General features: G+C 51.8%; 20 protein-coding genes. 19 read left to right on the top strand and 1 reads right to left on the bottom strand.

The genetic code is table 11. The features are described 5' to 3' along the window. The first annotated feature begins 39 nt into the window (after positions 1–39). The 4 genes from hrpB to acnB all read left to right on the top strand — a co-directional run bounded on the left by hrpB (position 40) and on the right by acnB (position 10113). On the top strand, positions 40–2502 hold the full coding sequence (gene hrpB / locus EA26_RS17620; protein ID WP_039430429.1) for an ATP-dependent helicase HrpB: 2463 nt from the start codon (positions 40–42) through the stop codon (positions 2500–2502). Beyond that, positions 2499–4862 (top strand): penicillin-binding protein 1B, encoded by a 2364-nt coding sequence (mrcB, locus tag EA26_RS17615; protein WP_039430428.1) that lies wholly within the window; start codon positions 2499–2501, stop codon positions 4860–4862. Before hrpB ends, mrcB begins: the two co-directional genes overlap by 4 nt. A gap of 126 nt (positions 4863–4988) precedes the next feature. Next, positions 4989–7247 carry a patatin-like phospholipase family protein gene (locus EA26_RS17610; protein ID WP_052079229.1) on the top strand — a complete coding sequence of 753 codons (2259 nt, stop codon included), beginning with the start codon at positions 4989–4991 and terminating at the stop codon, positions 7245–7247. Positions 7248–7515: 268 nt separating this feature from the next. Beyond that, complete coding sequence (gene acnB / locus EA26_RS17605; RefSeq protein WP_039430427.1) at positions 7516–10113, top strand: bifunctional aconitate hydratase 2/2-methylisocitrate dehydratase; 2598 nt, start codon at positions 7516–7518, stop codon at positions 10111–10113. 58 nt (positions 10114–10171) lie between these two features. Here the strand turns inward: acnB and EA26_RS17600 are convergent, their stop codons facing one another. Next, the gene (locus EA26_RS17600) at positions 10172–11311 is read right to left on the bottom strand and encodes a glycerate kinase (RefSeq protein WP_039431654.1); all 1140 of its coding nucleotides are present in this window, start codon (positions 11309–11311) and stop codon (positions 10172–10174) included. Positions 11312–11425: 114 nt separating this feature from the next. Here EA26_RS17600 and EA26_RS17595 point away from each other — a divergent pair, with 114 nt between their 5' ends. The 15 genes from EA26_RS17595 (at position 11426) to EA26_RS17525 (ending at position 24847) form a co-directional block, all read left to right on the top strand. After that, positions 11426–11791 carry a YacL family protein gene (locus EA26_RS17595; protein WP_039430426.1) on the top strand — a complete coding sequence of 122 codons (366 nt, stop codon included), beginning with the start codon at positions 11426–11428 and terminating at the stop codon, positions 11789–11791. Positions 11792–11993: 202 nt separating this feature from the next. Further along, positions 11994–12620 (top strand): PepSY-associated TM helix domain-containing protein, encoded by a 627-nt coding sequence (locus EA26_RS17590; RefSeq protein ID WP_039430425.1) that lies wholly within the window; start codon positions 11994–11996, stop codon positions 12618–12620. 28 nt (positions 12621–12648) lie between these two features. Then, positions 12649–13158, top strand: a complete 510-nt coding sequence (locus tag EA26_RS17585) for a DUF2271 domain-containing protein (protein WP_039430424.1) — start codon at positions 12649–12651, stop codon at positions 13156–13158. Between the two features lie 48 nt (positions 13159–13206). After that, positions 13207–14028 carry a DUF4198 domain-containing protein gene (locus EA26_RS17580; protein WP_039430423.1) on the top strand — a complete coding sequence of 274 codons (822 nt, stop codon included), beginning with the start codon at positions 13207–13209 and terminating at the stop codon, positions 14026–14028. Further along, positions 14028–14324 (top strand): hypothetical protein, encoded by a 297-nt coding sequence (locus tag EA26_RS17575; RefSeq protein WP_039430422.1) that lies wholly within the window; start codon positions 14028–14030, stop codon positions 14322–14324. Before EA26_RS17580 ends, EA26_RS17575 begins: the two co-directional genes overlap by 1 nt. Further along, the gene (locus tag EA26_RS20135; RefSeq protein WP_052079816.1) at positions 14308–14895 is read left to right on the top strand and encodes a DUF6162 family protein; all 588 of its coding nucleotides are present in this window, start codon (positions 14308–14310) and stop codon (positions 14893–14895) included. Before EA26_RS17575 ends, EA26_RS20135 begins: the two co-directional genes overlap by 17 nt. Before the next feature lie 14 nt (positions 14896–14909). Then, entirely contained in the window at positions 14910–15836 is a 927-nt protein-coding gene (locus EA26_RS17565) for a metal ABC transporter solute-binding protein, Zn/Mn family (RefSeq protein ID WP_039430421.1), read from the top strand. After that, on the top strand, positions 15833–16597 hold the full coding sequence (locus EA26_RS17560; protein WP_039430420.1) for a metal ABC transporter ATP-binding protein: 765 nt from the start codon (positions 15833–15835) through the stop codon (positions 16595–16597). Before EA26_RS17565 ends, EA26_RS17560 begins: the two co-directional genes overlap by 4 nt. Next, positions 16594–17472: a metal ABC transporter permease gene (locus tag EA26_RS17555; RefSeq protein WP_039430419.1), complete on the top strand. Its 879-nt coding sequence runs from the start codon at positions 16594–16596 to the stop codon at positions 17470–17472. The genes EA26_RS17560 and EA26_RS17555 overlap by 4 nt, the downstream gene beginning before the upstream one ends. A 4-nt stretch (positions 17473–17476) precedes the next feature. After that, on the top strand, positions 17477–18376 hold the full coding sequence (locus tag EA26_RS17550; RefSeq protein ID WP_039431649.1) for a metal ABC transporter solute-binding protein, Zn/Mn family: 900 nt from the start codon (positions 17477–17479) through the stop codon (positions 18374–18376). A 105-nt stretch (positions 18377–18481) separates the two neighbouring features. Next, positions 18482–19162 (top strand): response regulator transcription factor, encoded by a 681-nt coding sequence (locus EA26_RS17545; protein WP_039430418.1) that lies wholly within the window; start codon positions 18482–18484, stop codon positions 19160–19162. After that, positions 19155–20534: a HAMP domain-containing sensor histidine kinase gene (locus EA26_RS17540; RefSeq protein WP_052079814.1), complete on the top strand. Its 1380-nt coding sequence runs from the start codon at positions 19155–19157 to the stop codon at positions 20532–20534. Before EA26_RS17545 ends, EA26_RS17540 begins: the two co-directional genes overlap by 8 nt. A 124-nt stretch (positions 20535–20658) precedes the next feature. Beyond that, complete coding sequence (locus EA26_RS17535) at positions 20659–22923, top strand: TonB-dependent receptor domain-containing protein (RefSeq protein ID WP_039430417.1); 2265 nt, start codon at positions 20659–20661, stop codon at positions 22921–22923. Positions 22924–23252: 329 nt separating this feature from the next. Next, the gene (glnK, locus tag EA26_RS17530) at positions 23253–23591 is read left to right on the top strand and encodes a P-II family nitrogen regulator (RefSeq protein ID WP_039430416.1); all 339 of its coding nucleotides are present in this window, start codon (positions 23253–23255) and stop codon (positions 23589–23591) included. 26 nt (positions 23592–23617) lie between these two features. Then, positions 23618–24847 carry an ammonium transporter AmtB gene (locus EA26_RS17525; protein WP_039430415.1) on the top strand — a complete coding sequence of 410 codons (1230 nt, stop codon included), beginning with the start codon at positions 23618–23620 and terminating at the stop codon, positions 24845–24847. Positions 24848–24960: the final 113 nt, after the last annotated feature.

Raw genomic sequence — 24960 nt, 5'->3', positions numbered from 1 at the left:
TGTACAATGTGGCCGCCATTTAAGCATAAGGATCTTCCATTGTCACAATTGCCCATCCAAGCCGTGATGCCAGAATTGCTCGCGGCGGTTGCTCAACACAGTCAGCTCATCCTCAAAGCAGCCCCCGGTGCGGGTAAATCGACCTATTTTCCGCTGCAACTGCTGCTAAACCGAGCCGTGACCGGCAAGATCATTATGCTTGAGCCTCGCCGTTTAGCGGCGCGCAATATCGCCAGCTATCTGGCCAAGCAACTGGGTGAAGCGGTCGGGCAGCGAGTGGGCTATCGGGTACGTGGCGAGAGTAAAGTCAGCGCGGCCACGCAACTGGAGATAGTGACAGAAGGGGTGATGACGCGGATGATTCAATCCGACCCTGAACTCTCGGGCGTGGATATGCTGATCTTTGACGAGTTTCATGAGCGCAGCATTCACGCCGATACGGCGTTGGCGCTCGCCTTGGAAGTGCAGGAGGCGCTGCGTGACGATCTCAAGCTGGTGGTGATGTCGGCCACGCTCGATCACGATGCGCTGCAAAATTTACTGCCTAATGCCCCCTTCATTCAATCGCAAGGGCGCGCCTTTGAGGTTGAGATTCGCTATCAGCCGCTGGGAGCCAATGATTATTTACCGCTAGCGATGAGCAAAACCATCGAGCAGCTACTCGCCCAGCAATCTGGCTCTGTACTGGCGTTTTTGCCCGGAGTGAGTGCCATTCAGCAAGTGGCAGAGCGCCTTGCTCACCTGAGCGAACAGGTGCAAATCTGTCCTTTATATGGTCAGTTGCCATTTGATGAGCAGCAAAAGGCGATACAAGCCCCCAAACCCGGTGAGCGCAAAGTGGTGCTGGCGACCAATATCGCTGAAACGTCGCTTACGATTGAAGGGATCCGCTTAGTGGTCGACAGTGGCCTTGAGCGCGTGGCCCGATTTGATGTCAAAACCGGGCTGACGAGTCTTGAGCAAGTGCGCATTGCGCAATCCTCGGCCATTCAACGTGCAGGCCGCGCAGGACGAATCGAAGAGGGCATCTGCGTGCGTCTTTATTCGTCAAGCCAGTTTCAGCAAATGCCCGCCGTCCCCGTGGCGGAAATTATGCAGTCGGATCTCTCTGCTTTAATGATGGAACTGGCGCAGTGGGGCGTCAGTGAGCCGAACGCGCTCAAGCTGCTGGACATTCCGCCCGCAGCGTCAATAGCACAAGCGAAAAACTTGTTGACGCAGCTCGGGTTGGTGAAAGGCCATCAACTGACCGCGCAAGGCGCTTTGGCACAAAAACTCGGATTAGCGCCACGTTTAGCCGCCATGCTGATTGCCTGTGCAAAGCAAAGCCACGCCCTGTTGCAAAGCGCGATTGCCGCCGCTGTGCTTTTGGAAGATCCGGAGAAAAACGGCACTCATCTTGGGCACAGTTTGCATCGCTGGCAAAGTGGAAAACATGCGAAAAAAGGCCAGTTGAGCAAACGTGCTGCGACTCTCGCTAGTAAGTTATCCGCCACATTTGCGCTGAGTGACGTCGAAGAACCTTTGCTAGCGGTGGCGATGAGTTTTGCCTATCCAGACCGAGTCGCGCAGCGAAGGAACAAGCAAAATGGGCGCTACATACTGGCCAATGGCCATGGCGGCGAGCTGCGAGAAGATGACCCGTTGGGTGACAACGACTATCTGGTCGCGGCTGAGCTGCTGCGCAGTGGTGGCAACGCCAGCCAGATCCAACTGGCGGCGCCACTCTGCTTACCACTGCTTGAACAGTACCACCCAGCGCTGTTGCAAGCCTCTGAACAGGTCGATTGGGATGAAAACAAAGGGCGCTTAGTAGCGGAAAAACAGACGCGTATCGGCGAGCTGATTGTGGCGCGTGAGCCACTGCCCCAGCCGGGCAAAGAAAAAATGACACAGGCTTTACTCAGCTATGTACGCCGCAAAGGGCTGAATAGTTTAGACTGGACGCCCAAAGCCCAAGCCTTGTTGCAACGCATTCGCTGCGCCATTGAATGGCTACCTGAGCAAACGTGGCCCGCTATGGATGATGCTAGCCTGCTGAATGATTTGCCAAGCTGGCTGGCGCCCTACATGAATCATCTCACGTCAGTGAAAGATCTGAGCAGAATTGCGCTCTGTGAGGCACTCAATGCACGCTTGGGTTGGCCGCTTAATCAACAGTTGGATGTTTGGCTGCCGCAGGAATATGTGCTACCAACCGGTACACGTCAGGCGATCCGCTATCAAGAAGGCGCTTCTCCGGTACTCTCGGTGCGCATGCAAGAGCTGTTTGGTGAGAGCACTTCGCCAACTATTGCGCAGGGGCGGATAAAGTTAACCCTCGAGCTGCTCTCTCCAGCGCGTCGTCCTTTGCAGGTGACGCAAGATTTAGCTGGCTTTTGGGCTGGTGCCTACAAAGAAGTGCAAAAAGAGATGAAAGGGCGTTATCCCAAACACGTATGGCCGGATGACCCAGCCAATCATATCGCCACGACGAAAACCAAAAGACAGTTAAACTCATGAGTAAAACAGTAAAAGGCACTGACAACGCGAAGAAAAAAACGCCGCAAAAAAGCAAGCGCAGTGCTACGCCTCGCCGCCCAGCCGCTAAGCAAAAAGCGAAACGCCATTGGCTACGTATTCTGTGGTCGTTTAGTTGGAAATGCGCCGTGGCGCTGATGGCGCTGCTGGTGTTTATCGGCATTTATCTTGATAGCGTGGTTAAACAGCGTTTTGAAGGGCAGTTGTTTGATCTCCCAACCGTGGTGTATGCGCGCATCTTAACGCTTTCGCCCGGCGATGCGTTTTCTCGTCAGGAGTTACAAAACGAACTGGACGTACTCAACTACCGTAAAGTCAGCCACCCCAAGTTCCCGGGAGAGTACGCCGCCTCAAGCAGTAAAATTGAATTGATTCGCCGTCCGTTCGAATTTGCCGATGGCCCTGAGCCGGATCGCCACGTGATGCTGCATTTTGATTCAGGTACGCTCAATCGCATTCAATCGCTCGAATCGACAGGTGATCTCGGGTATCTGCGTTTAGAGCCGAAGATGCTGGGAATGTTGGAAAAAGACAGCGAAGAGCAAAGGCTCTTTCTGCGCCGTGAGCAATTTCCGGAAATCATCGTCGATGCCTTGCTTGTGACTGAAGATCGTCACTTTTATCAGCACGATGGCGTTTCACCGCTGGCGATTGCGCGCGCGATGTTGGTCAATTTTAAAGCAGGCCGAACCGTGCAAGGCGGCAGTACCTTGACTCAGCAGTTAGCGAAAAACCTGTTTTTGACCCAAGAGCGCACCTTGTGGCGCAAGCTGCGTGAAGCGTATATCGCGTTGATTCTCGACTATCGTTACAGCAAAGATCGCATCTTAGAAGCCTATCTCAATGAGGTGTATTTGGGACAAAGTGGCAACCAAGCGATCCACGGCTTTGCTTTGGCGTCGCGTTACTACTTTGGCCAACCAATCCAAGAGCTGCGTATCGACCAATTAGCCATGCTAGTCGGTATGGTCAAAGGGCCTTCTTACTACAACCCAGTACGCTTTCCCGAGCGAACGCAGGAGCGTCGCGATTTGGTTTTGCGTCTGATGATGCAGCAAGGACTGCTCAGTGCCCAAGCCTACGAACAAGCGGCCAGTCGTCCGCTAGATATTCAGCCGACGCCCCGCATCGCCAGCCGGCAGCCGGCGTATTTTCAACAGTTGTCGATGGAATTGAAACAGAAAGTGGGCGACGTTTTTCGTGGTGAGAGCGGTTTGCGTGTGTTTACTTCGCTTGATCCTGTGTCGCAAGAGAAACTTGAACTCGCCATTGGTGTGAAAATGCCCGAGCTGGAAAAAGTGTCGGGAGAGGCGCTTGAAGCGGCGGCGGTGGCGGTCGATCGGCATAGCGGTGAAATTCGTGCCATGGTTGGTGGCAAACGTACCGGCTACGATGGTTTTAACCGAGCGATCAACGCCAGTCGTCCGATTGGCTCATTAGTTAAGCCGGCGGTCTATCTCACGGCGCTGTCTCAGCCTGAGAAATATAACTTGGCGACCACGCTGCAAGATACGCCGCTCAGTTTGCAAGGCAGTAAAGGTTCGGTGTGGGAGCCGCGCAATTTTGATCGTCAGTTTCGTGGCGATGTGCCGCTCTATTTAGCGCTGGCGAAATCGCTCAATGTACCGACCGTGCGCCTTGGCATGCAACTGGGGATTGAAAACGTCTCGCAAACACTAGAGAAACTGGGCGTCAAGCGTGATGAAATTCGCCCGGTGCCTTCGATGTTTTTGGGCGCATTTTCGCTCACGCCGATTGAAGTGGCGCAGATGTACCAAACCGTGACCAACTCCGGTCGCAAAGCGCCGCTTACCGCATTGCGCTCCGTGGTCGATCTCGATGGCAACGTCTTGTACCAATCCCTGCCGAAGTCTTCTCTTGCAGTCGATGAACAGGCGGCGTGGTTGACCACCTATGCGATGAAACAAGGGGTCGCTCAGGGAACTGGCCGCTATCTGCAAAATCAGTTTGCTTGGGCGGCACTAGCGGGGAAAACGGGTACCAGTAACGATAGCCGCGACAGTTGGTTTGTCGGTGTCGACGGGCGTGAAGTTACCACCATTTGGTTGGGGCGCGATGACAATAAACCGACCAAACTGACTGGTTCCAGCGGCGCGCTGCGCGTGTATGCAGAATATCTGAAGCAGCGCATTCCTGAAAAACTGTTGCTGCCTTGGCCAAAGCAGATCACCACTATGGGGTACAAACAGCAGCCAGCCGGAGCGTTGGTGCTCGATTGTGCGGAAAAAACCTTCACTTTACCCGTATGGGATAAGGATGAGGCACTGAAGCGTCAATGTGAACAATCTGGCAATTGGTTGAATAAATTACTGAACTGGTGATTGTTCGCGCTGTCAATCCGTTGTAAAACGGATGCTATCGCTTAAAAAAAGGAGCAGTAAACAGTGAACAAATGGAAATCCGCTCGTCAGACTCTTGCTGTTTGGTTGCTCTTTCCTCTTAGTTTTGTGTTCTCATCTTTAGCCTTGGCTGACAGCGAATCGCCCATTGAGGAGGTCAAACGACCCAAAATCGCGGTGGTTTTGGCTGGGGGCGGGGCAAAAGGGGCGGCGCACATCGGTGTACTCAAAGCGCTTGAAGAGATGCACATCCCAGTCGATTATCTCACCGGCACCAGCATGGGAGCCTATGTTGGTGGTCTGTATGCCACGGGGATGAGCGCGGATGAAATTGAAAGTTTTATCTACACCGTCGATTGGAATAGCGGTTATCGCGATCGGGTAGAGCGCAGTCAGCGCCGTGTGCGTGACAAAGAATCCGAAGACCGTTACCAACTGCGAACCGACCTTGGCTTACGTTTTGGTGAGGTGCGCACGCCCCGCGGTTTTGTTCAAGGGCAAAACATGCTACGCATTCTGCGCGAAACCACCGGCAACCTTAATGAATTCAACTCCTTTGATGAGTTGGCTATTCCATACCGCTCAGTCGCGACCGATATTGTTGAACTTAAAGAGGTGGTGATCGACAAAGGGCAATTGGTCGATGCCATGATGGCGAGTATGTCGGTACCCGGCGCTTTGCCTCCCTATGAGTTGGATGGTCACATGCTGGTGGATGGCGGCGTGATCAATAATATGCCCGTCGATGTTGCCCGTGCGATGGGAGCGGACATTGTCATTGCGGTAGACATCAGTACCGACTACAAAAGCCGTGAAGATTTCACCACCTTTTGGGTTGTTGCCGATCAACTGTCGAACTATCTGGTGCGGCGCAGTACCCAGCGTCAAGCCGCCAGTCTGACGGAGCAGGATATCTATCTGCGTCCGGAAGTGGGCAAAATGGAAACCACTGAGTTTGACAAAATGCCAGATGCCTACCAAGCGGGGTACGACGCCACTTACAGTTTAAAGGAAGCTCTCAAATCCTTGGCGCTCTCTAGTGCTGACTATCAAGGTTATGTGGAGCAAAAGCAGCGTGCGCGGCGTAAGTTGGTTCACGGTGATCAGATGCAAATTGATGAGATTGTTCTGCTCAACAACACGCATTACAGCGATAGATTGCTGAGTAATCGCCTTGATCTGAAAACTGGTAAAGTATTAAAGACGCAAGAGGTGGAAGCCGCGGTGGAAAACCTCTACGCATTAGATCGTTTTGAGCTGGTCTCTTACCATTATCAAGAGAGCGAGGGTATTAACCAACTGGTGATGGACGTTAAAGAGAAATCTTGGGGGCCGAACTACGTTAACTTCCGCTTTTTCCTCGAAGATGATTTCGCCACAGAGAGCCAATACGGGGTAGGGCTTTCGACCAACTTTACCAATCTCAATTCGCAAGGGGCTGAGCTGACCATCAATTTGGAGATGGGCACAGATAAGTTGGCTGAAGCGGAACTCTATACTCCCATACGTGCTAGCCAAGATATTTTTTCCACCGCCAAATTGGCGTACACCAGCGATAAGAGAAATGTTCCAATCACTGAGTTCGATGAGCCGAGCTTAAGCGCGGCTTATAATTTCCTCCCTTTTACTTACAGCCAATTTACCACTGAGTTAGCCATCGGTTTTCAACCTGAGTTGTGGCAAGAGTTCAAACTCGGAGGGCGGTTTAATAAAGGGGATATTGAAGCCTCAAGCTTTGATTCGGCAGGAAGCGCTAACTTTCAGCGCTTAGGGGCGTTTGCCCAGTATCGTTTAGACACACTGGATGACTACTCTCTGCCAACCTCGGGATGGTACTTAGATCTTGAATATCTGGTGTCTCATGATAAAAGCCCGGAAATGTTTGAATCGGAGTTCACTGGTAAATCATCCAGCGACACTGTGTATGAACTGTCGCTGCTCGGCAAGGTTGCGCAGAGTTATCAGCGTCATACTTTGGTCGCAAGCGCCGAATATGAGATTGTTGAAAGCAAAAACAACTACACACCGCTGGACCCGAAAAGTATTGGCGGTTTCTTGAATCTGTCGGGTATTCCGCGTAATAGCTTGATTGGTCAGAACAAGTTTTTTACTAGCTTGATTTATCGTTATCGCTGGTTTGACAATGACTTTGGATTGTTTGAAGCGCCTGTCTACCTCGGCGCGTCGCTGGAATATGGTGGAGTCTGGTCGGATACCACACTCAAACTCAATGAGGCGCCACTGTACAATGCCGCATCGATTTTTGCAGGGATCGATTCGCCGATAGGTCCAATTGTGCTTGCTTATGCAAGGACTGAAGAGCAACTGGATGCGATCTATTTTATCATCGGTACGTCGTATCGTTGATCAGTCATCTGCGAAAAAAGGGCAAATAAATAGTTAAAAATTATGGGACTTTAGTCTTAACTTGCTATGTTGGTCAAAGTGAGGAGATTTTAATTTCTCGTTAAATTTGCTATTCTGCTGCCCACAGTTTGGCCTCTGCGGCGCTGTTTCTCAATCAGAATTGAATGAAAACATGGGCAATAGGGAGCCAAGTTTCCATGGATGTTCACTCCTTTACTTTGGACAAATAGTATTAATAAAGGAGGAACCGCAATGAGAGGAAAAAGTCGTGCTTGAAGCCTACCGTAAACACGTCGAAGAGCGTGCCGCAGAAGGAGTTGTTCCTAAACCTCTGGACGCAGAACAAGTTGCCGGACTTGTTGAACTTCTAAAAAATCCCCCACAAGGCGAAGAAGAGTTTCTTCTCGACCTACTGGAAAATCGTATCCCACCAGGTGTTGACGAAGCGGCTTATGTGAAAGCTGGTTTCCTTGCGGCTATTACTCGTGGTGAAGCGAGTTCTCCTCTGGTGAGCCGTGAGCACGCTGCGAAGCTTCTCGGCACTATGCAAGGCGGCTACAACATCGAACCGCTAGTGGCGCTGCTTGATGACGAAGCGCTGGCGCCAATCGCGGTTGAAGCGCTGTCTCATACACTGCTGATGTTTGACGTGTTCTACGACGTTGAAGAAAAAGCTAAAGCGGGTAACCAATACGCACAGCAAGTGCTGCAATCTTGGGCCGATGCAGAGTGGTTCCTATCTAAGCCACAATTGGCAGAGAAAGTGACCCTTACCGTCTTTAAAGTCACAGGTGAAACCAACACCGATGACCTATCACCAGCACCAGATGCTTGGTCTCGCCCTGATATTCCAGTGCACGCGTTAGCGATGCTGAAAAACGAGCGCGACGGCATTGTGCCAGATCAGCCGGGCAGTATTGGCCCAATCAAACAGATCGAAGCGCTCAAAGAGCAAGGCCACCAATTGGTTTATGTCGGTGATGTGGTGGGTACTGGTTCATCGCGTAAATCGGCAACCAACTCTGTGCTTTGGTTTATGGGCGATGATATTCCTTACGTGCCAAACAAGCGCGCAGGTGGTTATGTGCTTGGCGGCAAAATCGCCCCTATCTTCTTCAACACCATGGAAGATGCAGGCGCACTGCCAATCGAAGTGGACGTCTCTAAGCTCAACATGGGCGATGTGATCGACGTTTACCCATATGAAGGTAAGGTAACGAGCCACGCAACCGGAGAAGTACTGGCTGAGTTCTCGCTCAAAACCGAGGTACTGATTGATGAAGTTCGTGCTGGTGGCCGTATTCCTCTGATCATCGGCCGTGGTTTGACAGAGAAAGCACGTCAATCACTAGGTCTCGCACCGTCAGATGTGTTCCGTAAACCTGCAGACGTTGCAGACTCTGGTAAAGGCTATTCACTGGCACAGAAGATGGTCGGTAAAGCATGTGGCGTTACGGGCATCCGCCCTGGCACCTACTGTGAACCTAAGATGACTACAGTAGGCTCGCAAGATACCACAGGCCCAATGACGCGTGATGAACTGAAAGATTTGGCTTGTCTTGGCTTCTCGGCAGACCTTGTGATGCAGTCTTTCTGCCACACCTCTGCGTATCCAAAACCTGTCGATGTGAACACCCATCATACTCTGCCTGATTTCATCATGAACCGTGGCGGTGTGTCGCTACGTCCGGGCGATGGTGTTATCCACTCATGGCTAAACCGTATGCTGCTGCCAGATACTGTCGGTACTGGTGGTGACTCGCATACTCGTTTCCCTCTGGGGATTTCTTTCCCAGCTGGTTCCGGCTTAGTGGCGTTTGCTGCGGCAACGGGCGTCATGCCTCTGGACATGCCAGAGTCTATTTTGGTGCGCTTTAAAGGCGAGATGCAGCCAGGTATCACACTGCGTGATTTGGTGCATGCGATCCCTTACTACGGCATCAAGCAAGGTCTGCTGACCGTAGAAAAAGCGGGTAAGATCAACGAGTTCTCTGGTCGTATTCTGGAAATCGAAGGGGTGGAACACCTCACGGTTGAGCAAGCATTTGAACTGTCTGACGCCTCGGCAGAACGTTCTGCGGCAGGTTGTACGGTGAAACTTTCCCAAGCGTCGATCGAAGAGTACCTCAACTCGAACATCGTGATGCTGAAGTGGATGATCTCCGAAGGTTACGGCGATCGCCGCACCATCGAGCGCCGTATTGCTGCGATGCAAGAGTGGCTGGCGAACCCAGAACTTATGTCGGCAGACAGCGATGCAGAATACGCGCACGTGATCGAAATCGACTTGGCAGAGATCAAAGAGCCAATTCTGTGTGCGCCAAACGATCCGGATGACGCACGTCTGCTTTCTGAAGTGCAGGGCACCAAGATCGATGAAGTGTTCATCGGTTCTTGTATGACCAACATTGGTCACTTCCGCGCGGCAGGTAAACTGCTTGAGAAGTTCAAAGGACAGCTCGATACCCGTTTGTGGGTGGCTCCGCCAACCAAGATGGACCGTGATCAACTGACCGAGGAAGGTTACTACGGAATCTACGGCCGTGCTGGGGTTCGTATTGAAACGCCGGGATGTTCACTATGTATGGGTAACCAAGCGCGTGTGGCAGACAAAGCGACCGTGATGTCGACTTCAACGCGTAACTTCCCGAACCGTTTAGGTACTGGGGCAAACGTATATCTCTCCTCAGCGGAACTCGCTGCGGTCGGCGCAATTCTTGGCCGCATCCCAACGGTGGAAGAGTATATGGAGTACGCGAAACAGTTGGATGCTACGGCAGCGGATACCTACCGTTACCTCAACTTCCACCTGATGGAGCAGTACACTAAAAAAGCCGACACGGTGATTTTCCAACAACCGGCTTAAGTATGACTGATAAAAAAAACCGCTGAATTTTCAGCGGTTTTTTATTATCTGTCAAAGCTCATTTACGCAGAGATAAACGATAGATGGCTGCGATATTGCGTGCGGTCAGCTCGACGTTTTGCGCCGCTTCTGCCAGCGCGGTCGGTAAATCGACTGGGCTATTGACCACAGCAAAAACCGCATCGAGTCCATGTTCATGCACTACTGCGCAATCGGCCGACAGACAACCGGCGATACCAATCACTGGCACGCCGTGCTTTTTCGCTGTGCGCGCGACACCAATCGGAGTCTTGCCATGAATGGTTTGGCTGTCGATGCGACCTTCACCTGTGATCACTAGGTCCGCATCAGCGATGATTTGCTCTAAATTGACGGCGTCCATGACAATCTCAATGCCCGGGCGAAGCTCGGCGTTAAGCAAGCCTAGCAGCGCTGCGCCCATACCACCGGCTGCGCCCGCACCTGCCATATCACGAACATCCACGCCAAGTAGCTGTTTAATAATTGCGGCATAGTGTGACAAGTTTTCATCCAAGATCGTCACCATCTCGGGCGTTGCCCCTTTTTGCGGCCCGAAGACAGCGGAAGCGCCTTTTTCGCCACACAGTGGGTTATCCACATCGCACGCCACTTCAAGGCGAATTTGAGCCAAACGAGGATCGAGATCGCTGCAATCGATCGTCGCCAATTTAGCCAGTTCCCCACCGCCATAGCCAAGCGCGTTACCTTGTGCATCAAGCAGTTTGATGCCGAGAGCCTGCGCCATACCAATGCCACCATCGTTGGTCGCGCTGCCGCCGATGCCAACGATAATGTGCTCCACACCCTGATCGAGGGCGGCTTTGATCAGCTCACCCGTGCCAAACGTGGTGGTGATGAGTGGATTGCGCAGCTCTGGTGCGACAAGATGAAGGCCAGAAGCCGCCGCCATTTCGATGACTGCGGTTTTGCCTTCGCCGAGCAAGCCAAAAAATCCACCAACAGGTTGGCCAAGTGGGCCCGTCACCGTCTGTTCGATAATGGTGCCCCCAGTCGCATCAACCAAGGATTGCACGGTGCCTTCACCACCATCGGCCATCGGCAGCTTTACGTAGTGTGCATCGGGTAAGACTTGCTGAAACCCTTTTTCAATCGCGATGGCGACCTGCATCGCTGTTAAGCTTTCTTTGTAGGAGTCCGGCGCAATGACGATTTTCAGCGTATTTTTTACCCTCTGCTGAAGAGGTGGGTGGTTTTGCTTCATCTTGGCAGTGGCGTCTTGTGGGCAATTTCCCGATAATATCACCCGAGATCGTCATCAACAGAGAAAAAGATGGATTACGAATTTAAAAAGAACGTGCTGGATGGTAGCTACTACTGCCATTGTTCGATGGGGCATGAAATCCTCGGCCGCTGGGTGCAAGAGGAGATCGGTAAAGATCAGGCTAAAGTTCGAGAGGTACTGACTTTGCTTGAGCAGGCCCGAGCCAACAGCGCGAAAGAGTGGAGCAGAACGGGCCCCGAGATCAGTTTGCTCATCTGCGGAGATGAAGTGACCATTCAAGACAACGCTTTGCTGATGGCATACGACGACCAAGAGAGCGAGTTTGAGCTGTATGAGAGCGAAAGTATCGCCTGTTGCGGCTTAGAAGATTTTGAACAACTGATGCTGCAATGGCTGGAGTTTATTCAACGCTAACCTTGTCGGCGTTCTATCTCTTGTATCTGAGGTAGAGCGCCTTTTCCCTTCTTGTCCGGTGTTTTTCCTCCCAGCTAGTTCTTAGCACCTATTGTTATCCTTCACAGCGAACAGTGCGGCAAACGTAAATAATGTAAATTAAATACAAGTGATAGTGATTATCATATAGCTTTGGGCCAATTATATTTGTTGCTCGTCGATTATGTTTTATAAACACCGCGCCTTTCAGCTGTGGGCTCGCCGCCTGCACATCTACGTTTCCATGGCCTTACTTGGCTTGATGCTGTTTTTTGCGCTGACGGGCATCACCTTGAATCGCCCAGATCTGTTCGTTTCCAGCCACCCTCAATCTGCTTCTGTGCAGTTGGACATTCCTCAGGAACTGCTGTTTCAAAATGGCAAAGTGGTTGTTGATAAACGCACCTTAGCGCAATTTCTGACCGAGCAGACGTTTATTCCGGGCGCGATGTCGGATTTGGATATTTACAGCCAATACGAAGGTGACACGCTTAAACAGGGCGAGGTGAGTGCCAGCTTTAATGCGCCCGGTTACAGCGCGGCGCTGTTTATCGATTTGGTGACTGCGCAGGCAGAGCTTGACGTCACGGACTATGGCTGGGTTGCACGTTTGAACGATCTGCACAAAGGCCGCCACAGCGGTGAAGCTTGGAAGTGGCTGATCGATGCGTCGGCGCTGCTGATGTTGGTGTTTATCCTCTCTGGCGTGGCGCTGCTACTACCGAAAAAAAGCACCTTGAGCTACGCACTGCGCTGGTGCTCGGCTGGGTTGGTATTGACGGTCGCTGTTTACCTTTGGCTTGTGCCATAACGCACTCAAATAATGCAATAGGAAAAGTATGAAAGGATTAATCAAGCAAGGCTGCGCGTTGCTTCTGCTAGCGGCATTTTGCTCACCGCTACAGGCCAAAAACCTTGGCACGCTGGAGATTGAATTTAGTTTGCCAAAAATCGAGGGCGGCATGTACGCCAGACCGTATGTTGCGGTATGGATTGAAGACGACCAAGGCCAGCCAGTGCGCACCGTCGCGCTGTGGCAAAAAGACGATACTTGGCTAAAAGACTTGCGTCAGTGGTGGCGAAAAGTGGGTCGCTACGACCGTGAACTGGTGGATGCCATCACTTCGGCCACTCGACCTGCAGGGCAATATCGCCTGCAATGGGATGGCAAAGATCAGCAAGGCAACGAACTTGCGCACGGCCAGTATCACTTCTTTGCCGAAGTGGTGCGCGAACATGGCGGGCGAGATGTGATTCGTCAGCCGATGAACCTAAGTCACGCGCCAGTCAATTATCAACTTGATGCTACGCATGAAACGGGCCAAGTGCGCCTCTCTTACCAGCCTTAACCCGCAGCGAGTGCCCCGTGGGTAACCATTCATCAATAGGAAAGGATTATGTTTAACCGTAAATTTTCGACCAGTTTATTGCTGCTGGCAGCACTGACCTCTGGCGCTGCTTCGGCCCATCCGCGCTGGCTGCTGCCGAGCGAGTTCAGTATCTCTTCACAAGAGGGCGATTGGATCACCACCGACGCGACGGCCTCGCATGGCACGTTTGTGTTTGATAAGCCGCTGAGTGTGGATTCCGGCTATGTGCTCACCCCCTCTGGCAAGCGCGAGCGTTTTGCCTTTAGCGCCAAATTTAAGCGCAAATCCAGCTTTGATTTTTTCTTTAGCGAAGCCGGTACACACAAGCTAGCGCTGACGGGCGAACCGATGTACTTCACCAGTTACACCATCGGCAAACGTGAAACGGCGCGCCGCATTCGCGCCAGTAAAGCTGACCGCGCCGCGCAGTTGCCTGAAGGGGCACAAAATGTCAAAAGTACCCTGATGTTTAATCGCACCGAAGCGTATGTGACGGTCAATCAGCCCTCAACACAAGTGTTCGCCTTGGAAAATCGCTATCTGGAACTGGTGCCAGTAACTCACCCGGCAGACATGATTGAAGGCGAGCCAATCGAGATGCAGTTTTTCTTCAATGGCCAGCCGCAAGCGGGTGTGGAAGCGGAAATTCGCCAAGATGGCACTTTATACCGTAACCAGCAGGAAGCGGTGATATTGCGCAGTGACCAAGACGGGAAAGTGCGCTTTACCCCAAGCAAAGCGGGTCGCTATCTGCTGATCGCTGGACACACCAGCCCACTGAGCAATGATGCGATGGCCGATGAAGCGCGCTCTAGCATTCATCTGACCTTTGAAGTGGTGTTGAAGTGATGCGTGTTGGTTTCACATTCGCTATGGCGATGTTCAGTGCCAGTGTGTTGGCGCACTTTCCTCTGATGGAATGCAGCAAGCAAGGCAATGAAGTTCACTGCCAAGCGGGCTACAGCGATGGCAGCGCCGCTAGCAACGAAACCATTCGCCTGTTTAGCTACGATGATGTGCTGCTTGAAAGCCAAAAGACGGACGAGAGATCAAAAGTGATTTTCACCCTACCAAGCGGCGATTATTACATCGTCTTTGATCCCGGGCATGAGTCTGCGGTTGAGGTTGATGGCGTTGAGCTTTGAGATAGAAAAGCCACAGAGCAGCGCCATTAGTGTGCCAGTGCGCGCAAACCGCGGCGACCAAGAGACGCGCTGGGTTGTTGCTGCGATAGCGCTGATCTTAGTCTGCGCTTGGTTGGCCCTGCGTGTTTTTTACCCCGCAGAGCAGGCGCTTTCACTCAATGCGCCCGCTTGGCAGTTGCCCAGTGAGGCCTTGAATGAAAAGCAGAAAAGCGTCGTGACGGAATTGTCACTGGCCGACTATGAGCTGCGCGACTACTGGCAAAGCCACGGGCAACTGCCTGAAGTTGAGTGGCTTGCCGAGCAAGGGATCGCGCCTTTTGCCACTGATGCCAGTTGGCAGTTTCTCGGCGCGCACCAATGGCAGCGGCTGACTCAAGGCTATCTCGGCCAATCGACTCGTGCGCAGGGCACCGGGCATGTGCTGCTCTGGTATGACGATGAGCGGCAAGTGCAAATCTGGTTTCTGCCCGACGAAAGTGCCCCTAATCGCGCTGATTTTGCCACTCACGCACCTTTGCAATGGATCTTGACCGGCTGGAAACGCTGGTCACCGCAACCGCATGTTCACTGAGGAGAGATGACTCAATGCGATATTTTCCGCTAATGCGCCAAATGGCGATGCTTTGTCTCGGCTTGCTACTCATCGGCACTGCTACGGCCAGTGACAAGCTGACCATCGGCATTACCTTGCATCCTTATTACAGCTATGTCTCGACCATAGTACAGGATAAAGCGCAGGTTCTGCCGCTGGTGGACGAAGGCTTTAATGCGCACAACTATCAACCGCAGCCTGCGGATCTACTGCGTTTGCAGCAAATGGACGTGATAGTCGTCAATGGCATTGGTCACGACGACTATGCGATCAAAGTGCTTGATGCGGCGCAGCGTAGCGATTTGGCGGTCATTTATGCCAATCAAAACGTGCCACTGCTTGCGGCAATGGGGGCGAGTGTCGGCGGTGGGGCGAAAAACCCGCACACTTTCGTTGGCATCGCAACCTCGATTCAAAAGGTTTACACCATCGCGCAAGAGCTGGCGAAGTTAGACTCCGCCAACGGCGCATTTTATCTTGCCAACGCGCGCCAGTTTGCCAAGCAGATGAGACAAATGAAGTTTCAGGCAATGCAGCAACTTAGCGATGCCAATGTGCAGGCGCTGAAAGTGGCCACCACGCACAACGCCTACAACTATTTCCTGCAAGAGTTTGGGATTGAAGTGAGTGCGGTGATCGAGCCAGCTCACGGTGTCGAGCCCAGCGCCAGCCAACTGCAAGAGACGATCGAGAAGATCCGCCGCTCTGGCATTAACGTGCTTTTCTACGAACTTGAAATGCCCAACCGCTTTGTCGAAACCATTGAGCGCGAGACTGGGGTGAAACTGTATCGTTTTTCCCACATGACTCACGGCGCTTTTGAGCGCGACAAGGTGCAACGAGAGATGGCGGAAAACACCGCGACATTAGTTGAAGCGATTCGCTACGCCAGCCGCTTGGCCGCGGGAGAGCCCGCATGAAGCATGGGCCTGAGATTGAACTGTGTGGCGTGGCGCTGCGTTATGGCCAGCAGCCCGTGTTGAGCGAGATGAATCATCGTTTTCGCGCTGGGCAGTGCCACCTCATCATGGGGCCGAACGGCGGGGGCAAAACCTCGTTGCTGCGCTCGATCATGGGGTTAACTCCGTTTGATGGCAAGATCACCCTGCATTGGCCGTCAGAGGCTAAGCAGCGTATTGGTTATGTGCCACAAAAGGCGCTGTTTGAATCCAGCCTGCCAATCAGTGTGCTCGATTTTATGCTGTTGAACATCAGCCGCGCGCCGCTGTTTTTACAAAAATGGCTGCCTAGCTACGCCAGTCATCAAGCTTTGGCCTATCAAACGCTCGCTCGGGTGGGAATGGAGCAACGTGCCCATTTGCGCCTTGGTCAGCTCTCTGGCGGCGAGCTGCAACGGGTGATGTTTGCCCAAGCTTTGTGGCACGAGCCTGAGCTGTTGATCTTAGATGAACCCGCCACCGGTATGGATGAACAAGGGGTGCAGTATTTAGAGCAGTTGATGGCCCAACTGGTTGAGCAGGGAGTAACGTTACTGGCGGTGCATCACGATATTTCCGCCGTCAAACGCATTTTGCAACACACGCCAGGTCAGGTGCATGTGGTCAATCGCGCCATGGTCGATTCTGGCAATGTGCAGCAGGTGTTGAGTGTCGATAAGTTGGAGCGATTGTTTCAACACCACTCGCAACAGCGCTTGTTCGAAAGAGGAAAAGCGGCATGAGCAGTCTGCAAGCTTGGCTGATGGAAGCGGTGCAACAGGGCTGGTTAGCCGAGAGTTTTCAGTACGCTTTTATGCTCAATGTGCTGATTGCCGCCGTGATTTTAGGCCCGTTGCTGGGCGGCTTAGGCACTTTGGTGATTGCCAAACGCTTGGCGTTTTTTTCCGAAGCGGTTGGGCACGCAGCAATCACTGGCATCGCCATCGGCATTTTGCTCGGGGAAGATCCGCAATCGCCGGTGATCGGCTTGTTCAGCTTCTGTCTGATTTTTGCTTTGATGCTGCATTATGTGCGCAGCCGCACTCAGGTCCCATACGACACCTTGGTTGGGGTGTTTTTGTCGTGCGCGCTGGCGCTCGGAGCGGCGCTGCTGATGTACGTGGCGCGTAAGATCAACATCCACTTGCTGGAAAATGTGCTGTTTGGCTCGATTTTGACCGTGACCGAGCAAGACATCGCGTTGCTGGCTTTGGTCTGCTTTACGGTATTACTGGTGCTGTTTTTTACCTACAACCGCATTTTGCTTTGTTGCCTCAGCCCAGATGTAGCCAAAGTGCGCGGCCACAGTGTCGCCTTCTACGACTATTTGTTTGTGCTGATGATCACCTTAGTGACGATTGTTGCGGTGAAAGTGATTGGCGCTGTGCTGGTCGGTGCGTTGCTGCTCATTCCCGGTGCGACGGCACGTCTGATTGCGCGAGATAACCGCCGCTTTGTACTGCTGTCGGCACTGTTAGCGACCTTAGCCTGTTTAGGCGGTACGCTGCTGCCCGTTCTCTATCAATGGCCGCTACCTTCAGGCGCCGCGATTATTTTACTCTCCTCCTGCTTCTTTGTGCTCGCTACTCTGTGGCGCGTGATGAGACCCAATGGATAATACGATGAAACGATTATTGCCAGCGCGTGTGGCGCGCCTTCTCTCGCCAATTTTGTTGCTTGGTTGTGCTTTGGCGAGCTTGTCTGCGCCTTCCTTTGCCAAAGAAACCGTGCTCACCTCACTGCCGGTCAACTATTGGTTGGCGAGTGATTTACTCAAACAAACGGATGTGGAGGTGCGTTACCTGCCGTCACCGCGTTTTAGCATATCGCGCCATCAAGCGTGGTTCGAGGCCGAGCAAGAGAAAGTGGCTCAGGCCGCGACAGAAGCCAAAGCGGTGGTGACGATTCGCTCGGTGTGGCCGCAAGATCCGATCTTCCCGCAGGTGCGTCAGCACAATATTGGCGTGATCCAGATTGATTCTGCCCAGTCGCTGTTACCAAGGGCGCAATCGGTGGCCTTGGTGCAATACAAGCAGCAAATCTCTCCTTATGTGTGGCTCAATCCAGCGAACTTAGTCACTATGCTCGGCATTCTCAGTGACGACCTGCAACGTGTTTTCCCCAAGTGGCAAACGCAGATCCGCCACAATCAGCGTGAAATAGCGTTGGCAGTTCAGCAACTGATTTTGACCAATCAGCAGCGATTGATGGCGCAAGATATCGAAAGTGTGCTGCTACTGGATGAGGCCTTGATTGATTTTGCTGCCGGGTACAGTTTGCATGTGCAAGGCGTGCAGACAAAATCGGAGTTGGAATGGGATGCGCAAGATGTGGAGCAAATCAGAGCTTGGATCGCGCTCAACCCTAATCTCTGGATTGTCACCACTCGCTCTGTGAGCCAAAAATTACGCGAGCTGTTGCCTGATTTTACGCACTATTTGCAGGTGGATGCCGTTTCGCGTCTTGGGTCGAGTAAAAACGGCGTCACGATTGAGCGCTGGCAGATAAAATCGCCTGAATAACGGCCAGAAAGATAAAGTCATAGATAATATTAATGAGTTTTCTGTATTGCATCGGCTAAGGTTGTTGATAAAATGATAACCGTTATCATTTATGCCGTTTAAACTATGCCCACGATTTTGATTGCCGATGACGATCCCGTCATGTGCGAACTCATTGATTTTGTCTTGCAGCAAGAAGGCTATCAGGTAAGCTGTGCCCACGATGGCGAGCAGGCGCTCAACTGGCTCGCCCGTGAGCCTTTTGATCTTGTGCTGCTGGATGTGATGATGCCCAACCTCAATGGACTGCAAGCGGCGCGCCGTATTTGCCAGCGTTTCTCCACACCGATCATCATGATCAGTGCCTTTGCTGAAGAGGCCGATAAGATTGAAGGCTATGATTCGGGAGCGGATCACTACCTTGCCAAACCCTTTAGTATTGCCAAGCTCTTGAGCTTGATTAAAGCGACCCTGCGCCGGGTCGCTTTGGAAAAACAGCGCCATACTCATGTCAACACCTTAAGCGGCAGCGAAGCCGTGAGCGATGTTCTGACCACTCTAGGGCGTTTGCCCTTCACCCAGACCGAGCAGGAGTTGCTGGTTTATTTGGCCAGCAATCATCAGCAAGCGATCACCAAAGCGGAGTTGCAACACCAAGTGTTGAAACGCGAGTTGTGCCCGTTTGATCGCAATCTCGACATGCATATCAGCAATATCCGCCGCAAATTGGCCCAAGCTGGCTGGTCAAAAAATACCATTCGAACCGTACGTGGCATTGGTTATCAATTTGAACTCTCACATGGCTAAGCTGCGCCGATGGCTCGGCTTGCCACAAAAACTGGCCGTGCGGCTGTTTGTCGCGCTCGCACTCGGAGTGGTGTTGGTAGTGAGTGCGTTTAGCTGCGTGGAAATGCTGCTCTATCAGCGTTTGCTCAATCTTTCCAAGCAGCAGCACCAAGAGTTCGTGGAATTGGCCCACCAAGCGGCGCAGTGGGTATCGCGTAAAGAGTGGGGGCAACTGGCGCAATGGGAAGCCAAACAGCGCTACGTACTGTATGTGGTGGATCAACATTTTCATCCGGTCAGTGGCCGAGATGTTCATCCGCATGTGTTGAAAAAAATGCACTTTTACCGCCGTTTAGACCAGCCGATGGGCGATCGTGTTTCTCGCCCTATGATTGGCATTCGTCTCGATCAAGAACACCAACTGATGATTCAACTGCCTTGGCAGCAGCACCCGGCCGCCAAGGCGAGCTACTATTTGTGGGCAGCGAATGCGATTGTCGGTGTGTCTATTCTCGCCTTTATCTCTTGGGTGCTGACTCGCTATCTGCAAAATCCGCTTACCCAGTTGCAGTCGGCAACGCGCGCATTGGCACAAGAAAAAACCGACACCCGCGTTGCGCATACCCTTGGTCACAGCGTGAGCGAATTTCGGGAACTTGCGCTGGATTTTGACCGTATGGCCGAGCGCATTCAAACCTTGGTGGAGGAGCAGCGCCAGTTGGTGCGTACCTTGTCGCATGAGCTCAAAACGCCGCTCACCCGCCAGTTGTTGGCCACGCACCTTTGTCAGCGTGCCAAAGAGCCAGAGCAGCGCACACTCTGGCTCAATCGGGTCGAGCAAGAAGCGCAATTGATGAACTCGATGATTGAAAAAATTCTTGAGTTGAGCCAGTTAGAGAGCAGCCAATTTTCTGTATCGCTCAAGCCTTTGGACGTCAATGCGTATCTCACTGAGCAAGCGGCTCTGTTTGAGCCTCATCTTTTGCCCGGGCAACGGATTGAATTAGCCTTGTGTCAACAAGCTGCGTGGATCAAAGCAGATCCAGTACTGCTGGGCAGTGTGCTCAACAATCTTCTCACCAATTGCGTTAAATACGCAGGCGAGACGTGTACCATCTGTTTGTCCACCTCCGTTGAACAAGAGGTGTTGGAGATTGAAGTCGCCGACGATGGCCCGGGCGTGGGCGAACAAGAGTTGGCCAAGTTGTTTACGCCATTTTATCAAGTCAAGCAGTCCCCAAGCTCAGCGAGTGGCTATGGGCTTGGCCTCTCGATTGTCGCGCAAGCGGTGAAAAAAATGGCGGGCAGCCTAAGTGCGCATAGTGAGAATGGCTTACAAGTTCGCCTGCAATTTGCTTGTTGGCAGCAAGCAGCAAAAAGTTCCGTAAAGTAATGTAAAGATTGTAAATCAAATACAACTGATAATTATTATCATATAAATTCCATTCCCAGCAAAACCAAGGCCGCCACTGATTTTGGCAGGCTAAGGGAGACTGACTAGGAAAGGAATAAAAACCATGTTGTTAACACGTAAGACAAACTTGGCGATGGCCGTTGCATCGCTCTGCGCGATTTCTACTTCTGCCCAAGCAGAAAGCAAAGCCGATGAAGTGATGGTAGTAACCGCTTCTGGATTTGAACAAAAACTGGTTGATGCGCCTGCCAGCGTAACGGTGATTACCGAGGAAGATCTCCGTGCCCGCCCGTACACCAATTTGCTTGATGCGCTGCGCAATATCGAAGGGGTTGACGTTGGTGAAAGCCAAGACAAAAGCGGCCAGAGCACCATCAGCATTCGTGGTATGGGCGCCGACTATACCTTAGTGCTGATTGATGGCAAACGTCAAAACAACAATGGCGATCTTTATCCGAACAACTTTGTCGGCTTCCAATCGGCACACATTCCGCCACTGGATATGATTGAGCGTATCGAAGTGGTGCGTGGCCCAATGTCCACTCTGTACGGTGCAGATGCGATGGGCGGTGTGGTCAACATTATCACTAAGCGTGCGAGCAAAGAGTGGCACGGCTCGATTTCCACCAGCCGTACCTTCCAAGAAAACCCAGAACAGGGTGATATCAATACCACCGATTTTTACGCCTCGGGTGCACTGATTGAAGACAAGTTAGCGCTCACCGTACGCGGCAGTTACTACGATAAAGCCGAATCGAATCCGACTTACGCGCCAGAACTTGGCCCAGATGGCCATCTCCATAAGCCAGAGACTACCTTTGGTGGCGGTGGCAAAACCTCCGATAATCAGAACTGGGCGGCAGGCTTTGGTTTAGCTTGGTACATCAACGAGGAGCAGGAACTGCTGCTCGACTACGACGCTTCACGTCAGAAATACGACAATGCTCAGTCACAATTCGGTACCACCGACAGTACTGCAACCATCTATGCAAACGCTCGTGTTGGTTATGCACCGACTCAGCGTACGCTGCGTGACCAATGGTCTTTAACGCACAAAGGCAAGTGGGATTTTGGTCGCAGTGAAGTCTCGCTATCGCATGTCAAAACAGAAAACTTAGGCCGTTCACTGCCGCTCTCGTTACAGCAGCGTCAAGAGCTGGCGGATAAGAAAGCGAGTTCGAGCAAAGATGATGTGATGGCCTGGATCGAATCTGAATTAATGCCTCGCCCTAACCGAACGTTACGTAACGAAAGCACCACTTTAGATGCCAAATTAGAGCTGCCTTTGGGCGATCACTTTGTGGTTGTCGGTGGACAATGGATTGATTCCGAAATGGAAGATGGCGTGTTTGGTATGCAAGGCACGGGCTATCAAGCAGGGACGATGCAAGAGCAAACGCAATATTCGCTGTTTGTCGAAGACAGCTGGCGCATCATTGAGCCATTCACGCTGACAGCGGGGGTGCGCTATGACGATCACGATACTTTCGGTAGCCATGTTTCACCGCGTTTGTACGGTGTGTACACCTTAAACCCGAACTGGACAGTCAAAGGTGGTGTGTCAACGGGGTATAAAACGCCGAAAACCACCGATCTATACTCCGGCATTACTGGCTTTGGCGGCCAAGGTACCAGCCCGTGGGTCGGCAACGAAAACCTGAAACCGGAAGAATCGGTCAACAGCGAAGTGGCGGTGTACTACACCCATGAAAAAGGCCATACCTTTAACGCGACCTTCTTCCATAACGATTTTAAAAACAAGATCGAAAGCAAATACAACTGTATCGCCAATCCAAACAATCGCGCGTGCGACAATGCGGATGCCGCAGGTTGGAATGCGTTAAATAGTCGCTATGTGTTGACTTACAAAGACAACGTTGGTGATGCAAGAGTGCAAGGGATCGAACTGGCCGGAAAATTGGTGTTGCCTTACGATTTATCGTTGAGTGCGAACTACACTTACACCGACTCTGAGGTAACCAGCGGGTCGGAAAAAGGCCAGCCGTTGACCGACAGTCCGGTTAAGCACATGCTCAACACGACCTTAAACTGGTACGCGACCAACTACGTTTCGCTCTATCTGACCATGGAAGCCAACTCAGACCGCTACCGTGGTCAAGATGACAGCGGTAAGGATCAGTACTACAAAGATTTCGAGATTTTCCACTTAGGTGGCAGTTGGATGCTGTCGGATGATTTGACTCTCTCCGCTCGCGTGAACAACTTGTTTGACAAAGACTTTACCACCTACGATGTGACTAACTGGCAAGACAACGGTGATGGTAGTTACACCATGACCAAAGAAGATCACTACAACGTGAAACACGCGTCGCGTAACTTCTGGATCTCGGCCAACATGCGTTTTTAAGCGGTCAATGGCAGATTAACGGATTCACAGTCCGGTTATGCTAGAAACATAAAAAATCCCCAGATGAAAATCTGGGGATTTTTCTTATCTTCACAATAATGTCATAAGTATTGAGGGTAAATAAGCTTATTGTTGAACGGTTGCACTGAATTAGGCCGAAATTGGGTAGATGCTTTATTTTTGTGAACGTGATGCACCAAGTTGGTGCTATCGATTTTGTTTTTAGTGCGAACTTTTTAATAAGTTTTTTAAAAACAATAAGATAAAAAGTTGGCACGTACCTTGGATTACTTGGTATGTAACAGGATGACGTTTTCAGAGAGGATGCAATGAAACTAATCAACGCCATTATTAAACCATTTAAACTGGATGATGTTCGTGAAGCGCTGGCGGATGTCGGCATTGAAGGGATGACGGTTTCAGAAGTGAAAGGATTCGGCCGTCAGAAAGGACATACCGAGCTGTATCGTGGTGCCGAGTATCAGGTTGATTTTCTGCCGAAGGTAAAACTTGAGATTGCCACTCAAGCAGACAATGTGGACCGAGTGATTGAAGCGATCACCAAAGCGGCGCATACCGGAAAAATTGGTGACGGCAAAATTTTTGTGTACGACTTAAGTCACGCGGTACGTATTCGTACTGGCGAGACTGATATTGAAGCACTGTAACGATTCAAAGGACTGGAGAACTTACTATGGAATTAACAACAACCGTAACTGAGTTACGCTACGCGCTCGATACCTTTTTCTTCCTCATTTCCGGCGCGCTTGTGATGTGGATGGCGGCTGGTTTCGCCATGTTGGAAGCGGGTCTGGTGCGTTCAAAAAACACCACTGAAATTTTAACCAAAAACTTCTGTTTGTACGCTATCGCCTGTACGACCTACTTAGTGGTTGGTTACAACATCATGTACGTCGACAACAGCGAAGGCGGTTGGCTACCTTCGCTTGGTGCGCTGATTGGCAGTCAAGCCGAAGGGGCGGATCACTCGCTTGAGTCGGATTTCTTCTTCCAAGTGGTCTTCGTTGCCACTGCCATGTCTGTGGTATCAGGTGCTGTCGCTGAGCGTATGAAACTGTGGTCTTTCCTTGTGTTTTCGGCCATTTTGACTGCGTTCATCTACCCAATGGAAGGTTACTGGACTTGGGGCGGCGGCTTCCTGTCTGCGGCTGGCTATAGTGACTTTGCGGGCTCTGGTATCGTGCATATGGCGGGTGCGTCTGCGGCTCTAGCGGGTGTGTTATTGCTCGGTGCGCGTAAAGGCAAATATGGCAAAAACGGTGAAATCTACCCAATTCCGGGTTCTAACATGCCACTAGCCACCTTAGGTACCTTCATCTTGTGGTTTGGTTGGTTCGGTTTCAACGGCGGCTCACAATTAATGCTGTCGGATTTTGAGAACGCGACAGCGGTAGGTCAAATCTTCCTGAACACCAACGCGGCGGCGGCGGCGGGTGCTATCGCAGCACTGCTCGTGTGTAAAACCACTTGGGGTAAAGCAGATCTGACCATGATTCTCAACGGCGCGTTGGCTGGTCTAGTGGCGATTACCGCAGATCCTCTTTCTCCATCTCCGGTTTACTCTGTGGCGATTGGTGCGGTAGCGGGTGCGCTGGTGGTGTTCAGCATCATTGGTCTGGATAAAGTGAAGATTGACGATCCAGTGGGCGCTATCTCTGTTCACGGCGTGTGTGGCTTCTTCGGTCTGATGGTGGTTCCGCTAAGCAATGCCGACGCGACTTTCTCAGCTCAGCTTCTCGGCGCTGCGGTTATCTTTGCTTGGGTATTTGGTGCAAGCTTAGTGGTGTGGGGCATCTTGAAAGCGACCATGGGTATCCGTGTTAGCGAAGAGGAAGAGATGGAAGGCATGGACATGCACGATTGTGGTGTTGGCGCTTACCCAGAGTTTGTGACCGTCAAGTAAGACACAAATCCTTACAAATAAAGCTATCAAAAACCTGCCTTTGTTGGCGGGTTTTTTGTCATTTAAGCGTTGTTTTAAAAATCGACATGCTTATAATGACGCAACTGATAAAC

It is taken from the genome of Vibrio navarrensis, from assembly GCF_000764325.1.
GTDB lineage: Bacteria > Pseudomonadota > Gammaproteobacteria > Enterobacterales > Vibrionaceae > Vibrio > Vibrio navarrensis.
The sequence above is the reverse complement of the archived record's forward strand: the minus strand, read 5'-3'. Positions and strand labels throughout refer to the sequence as shown.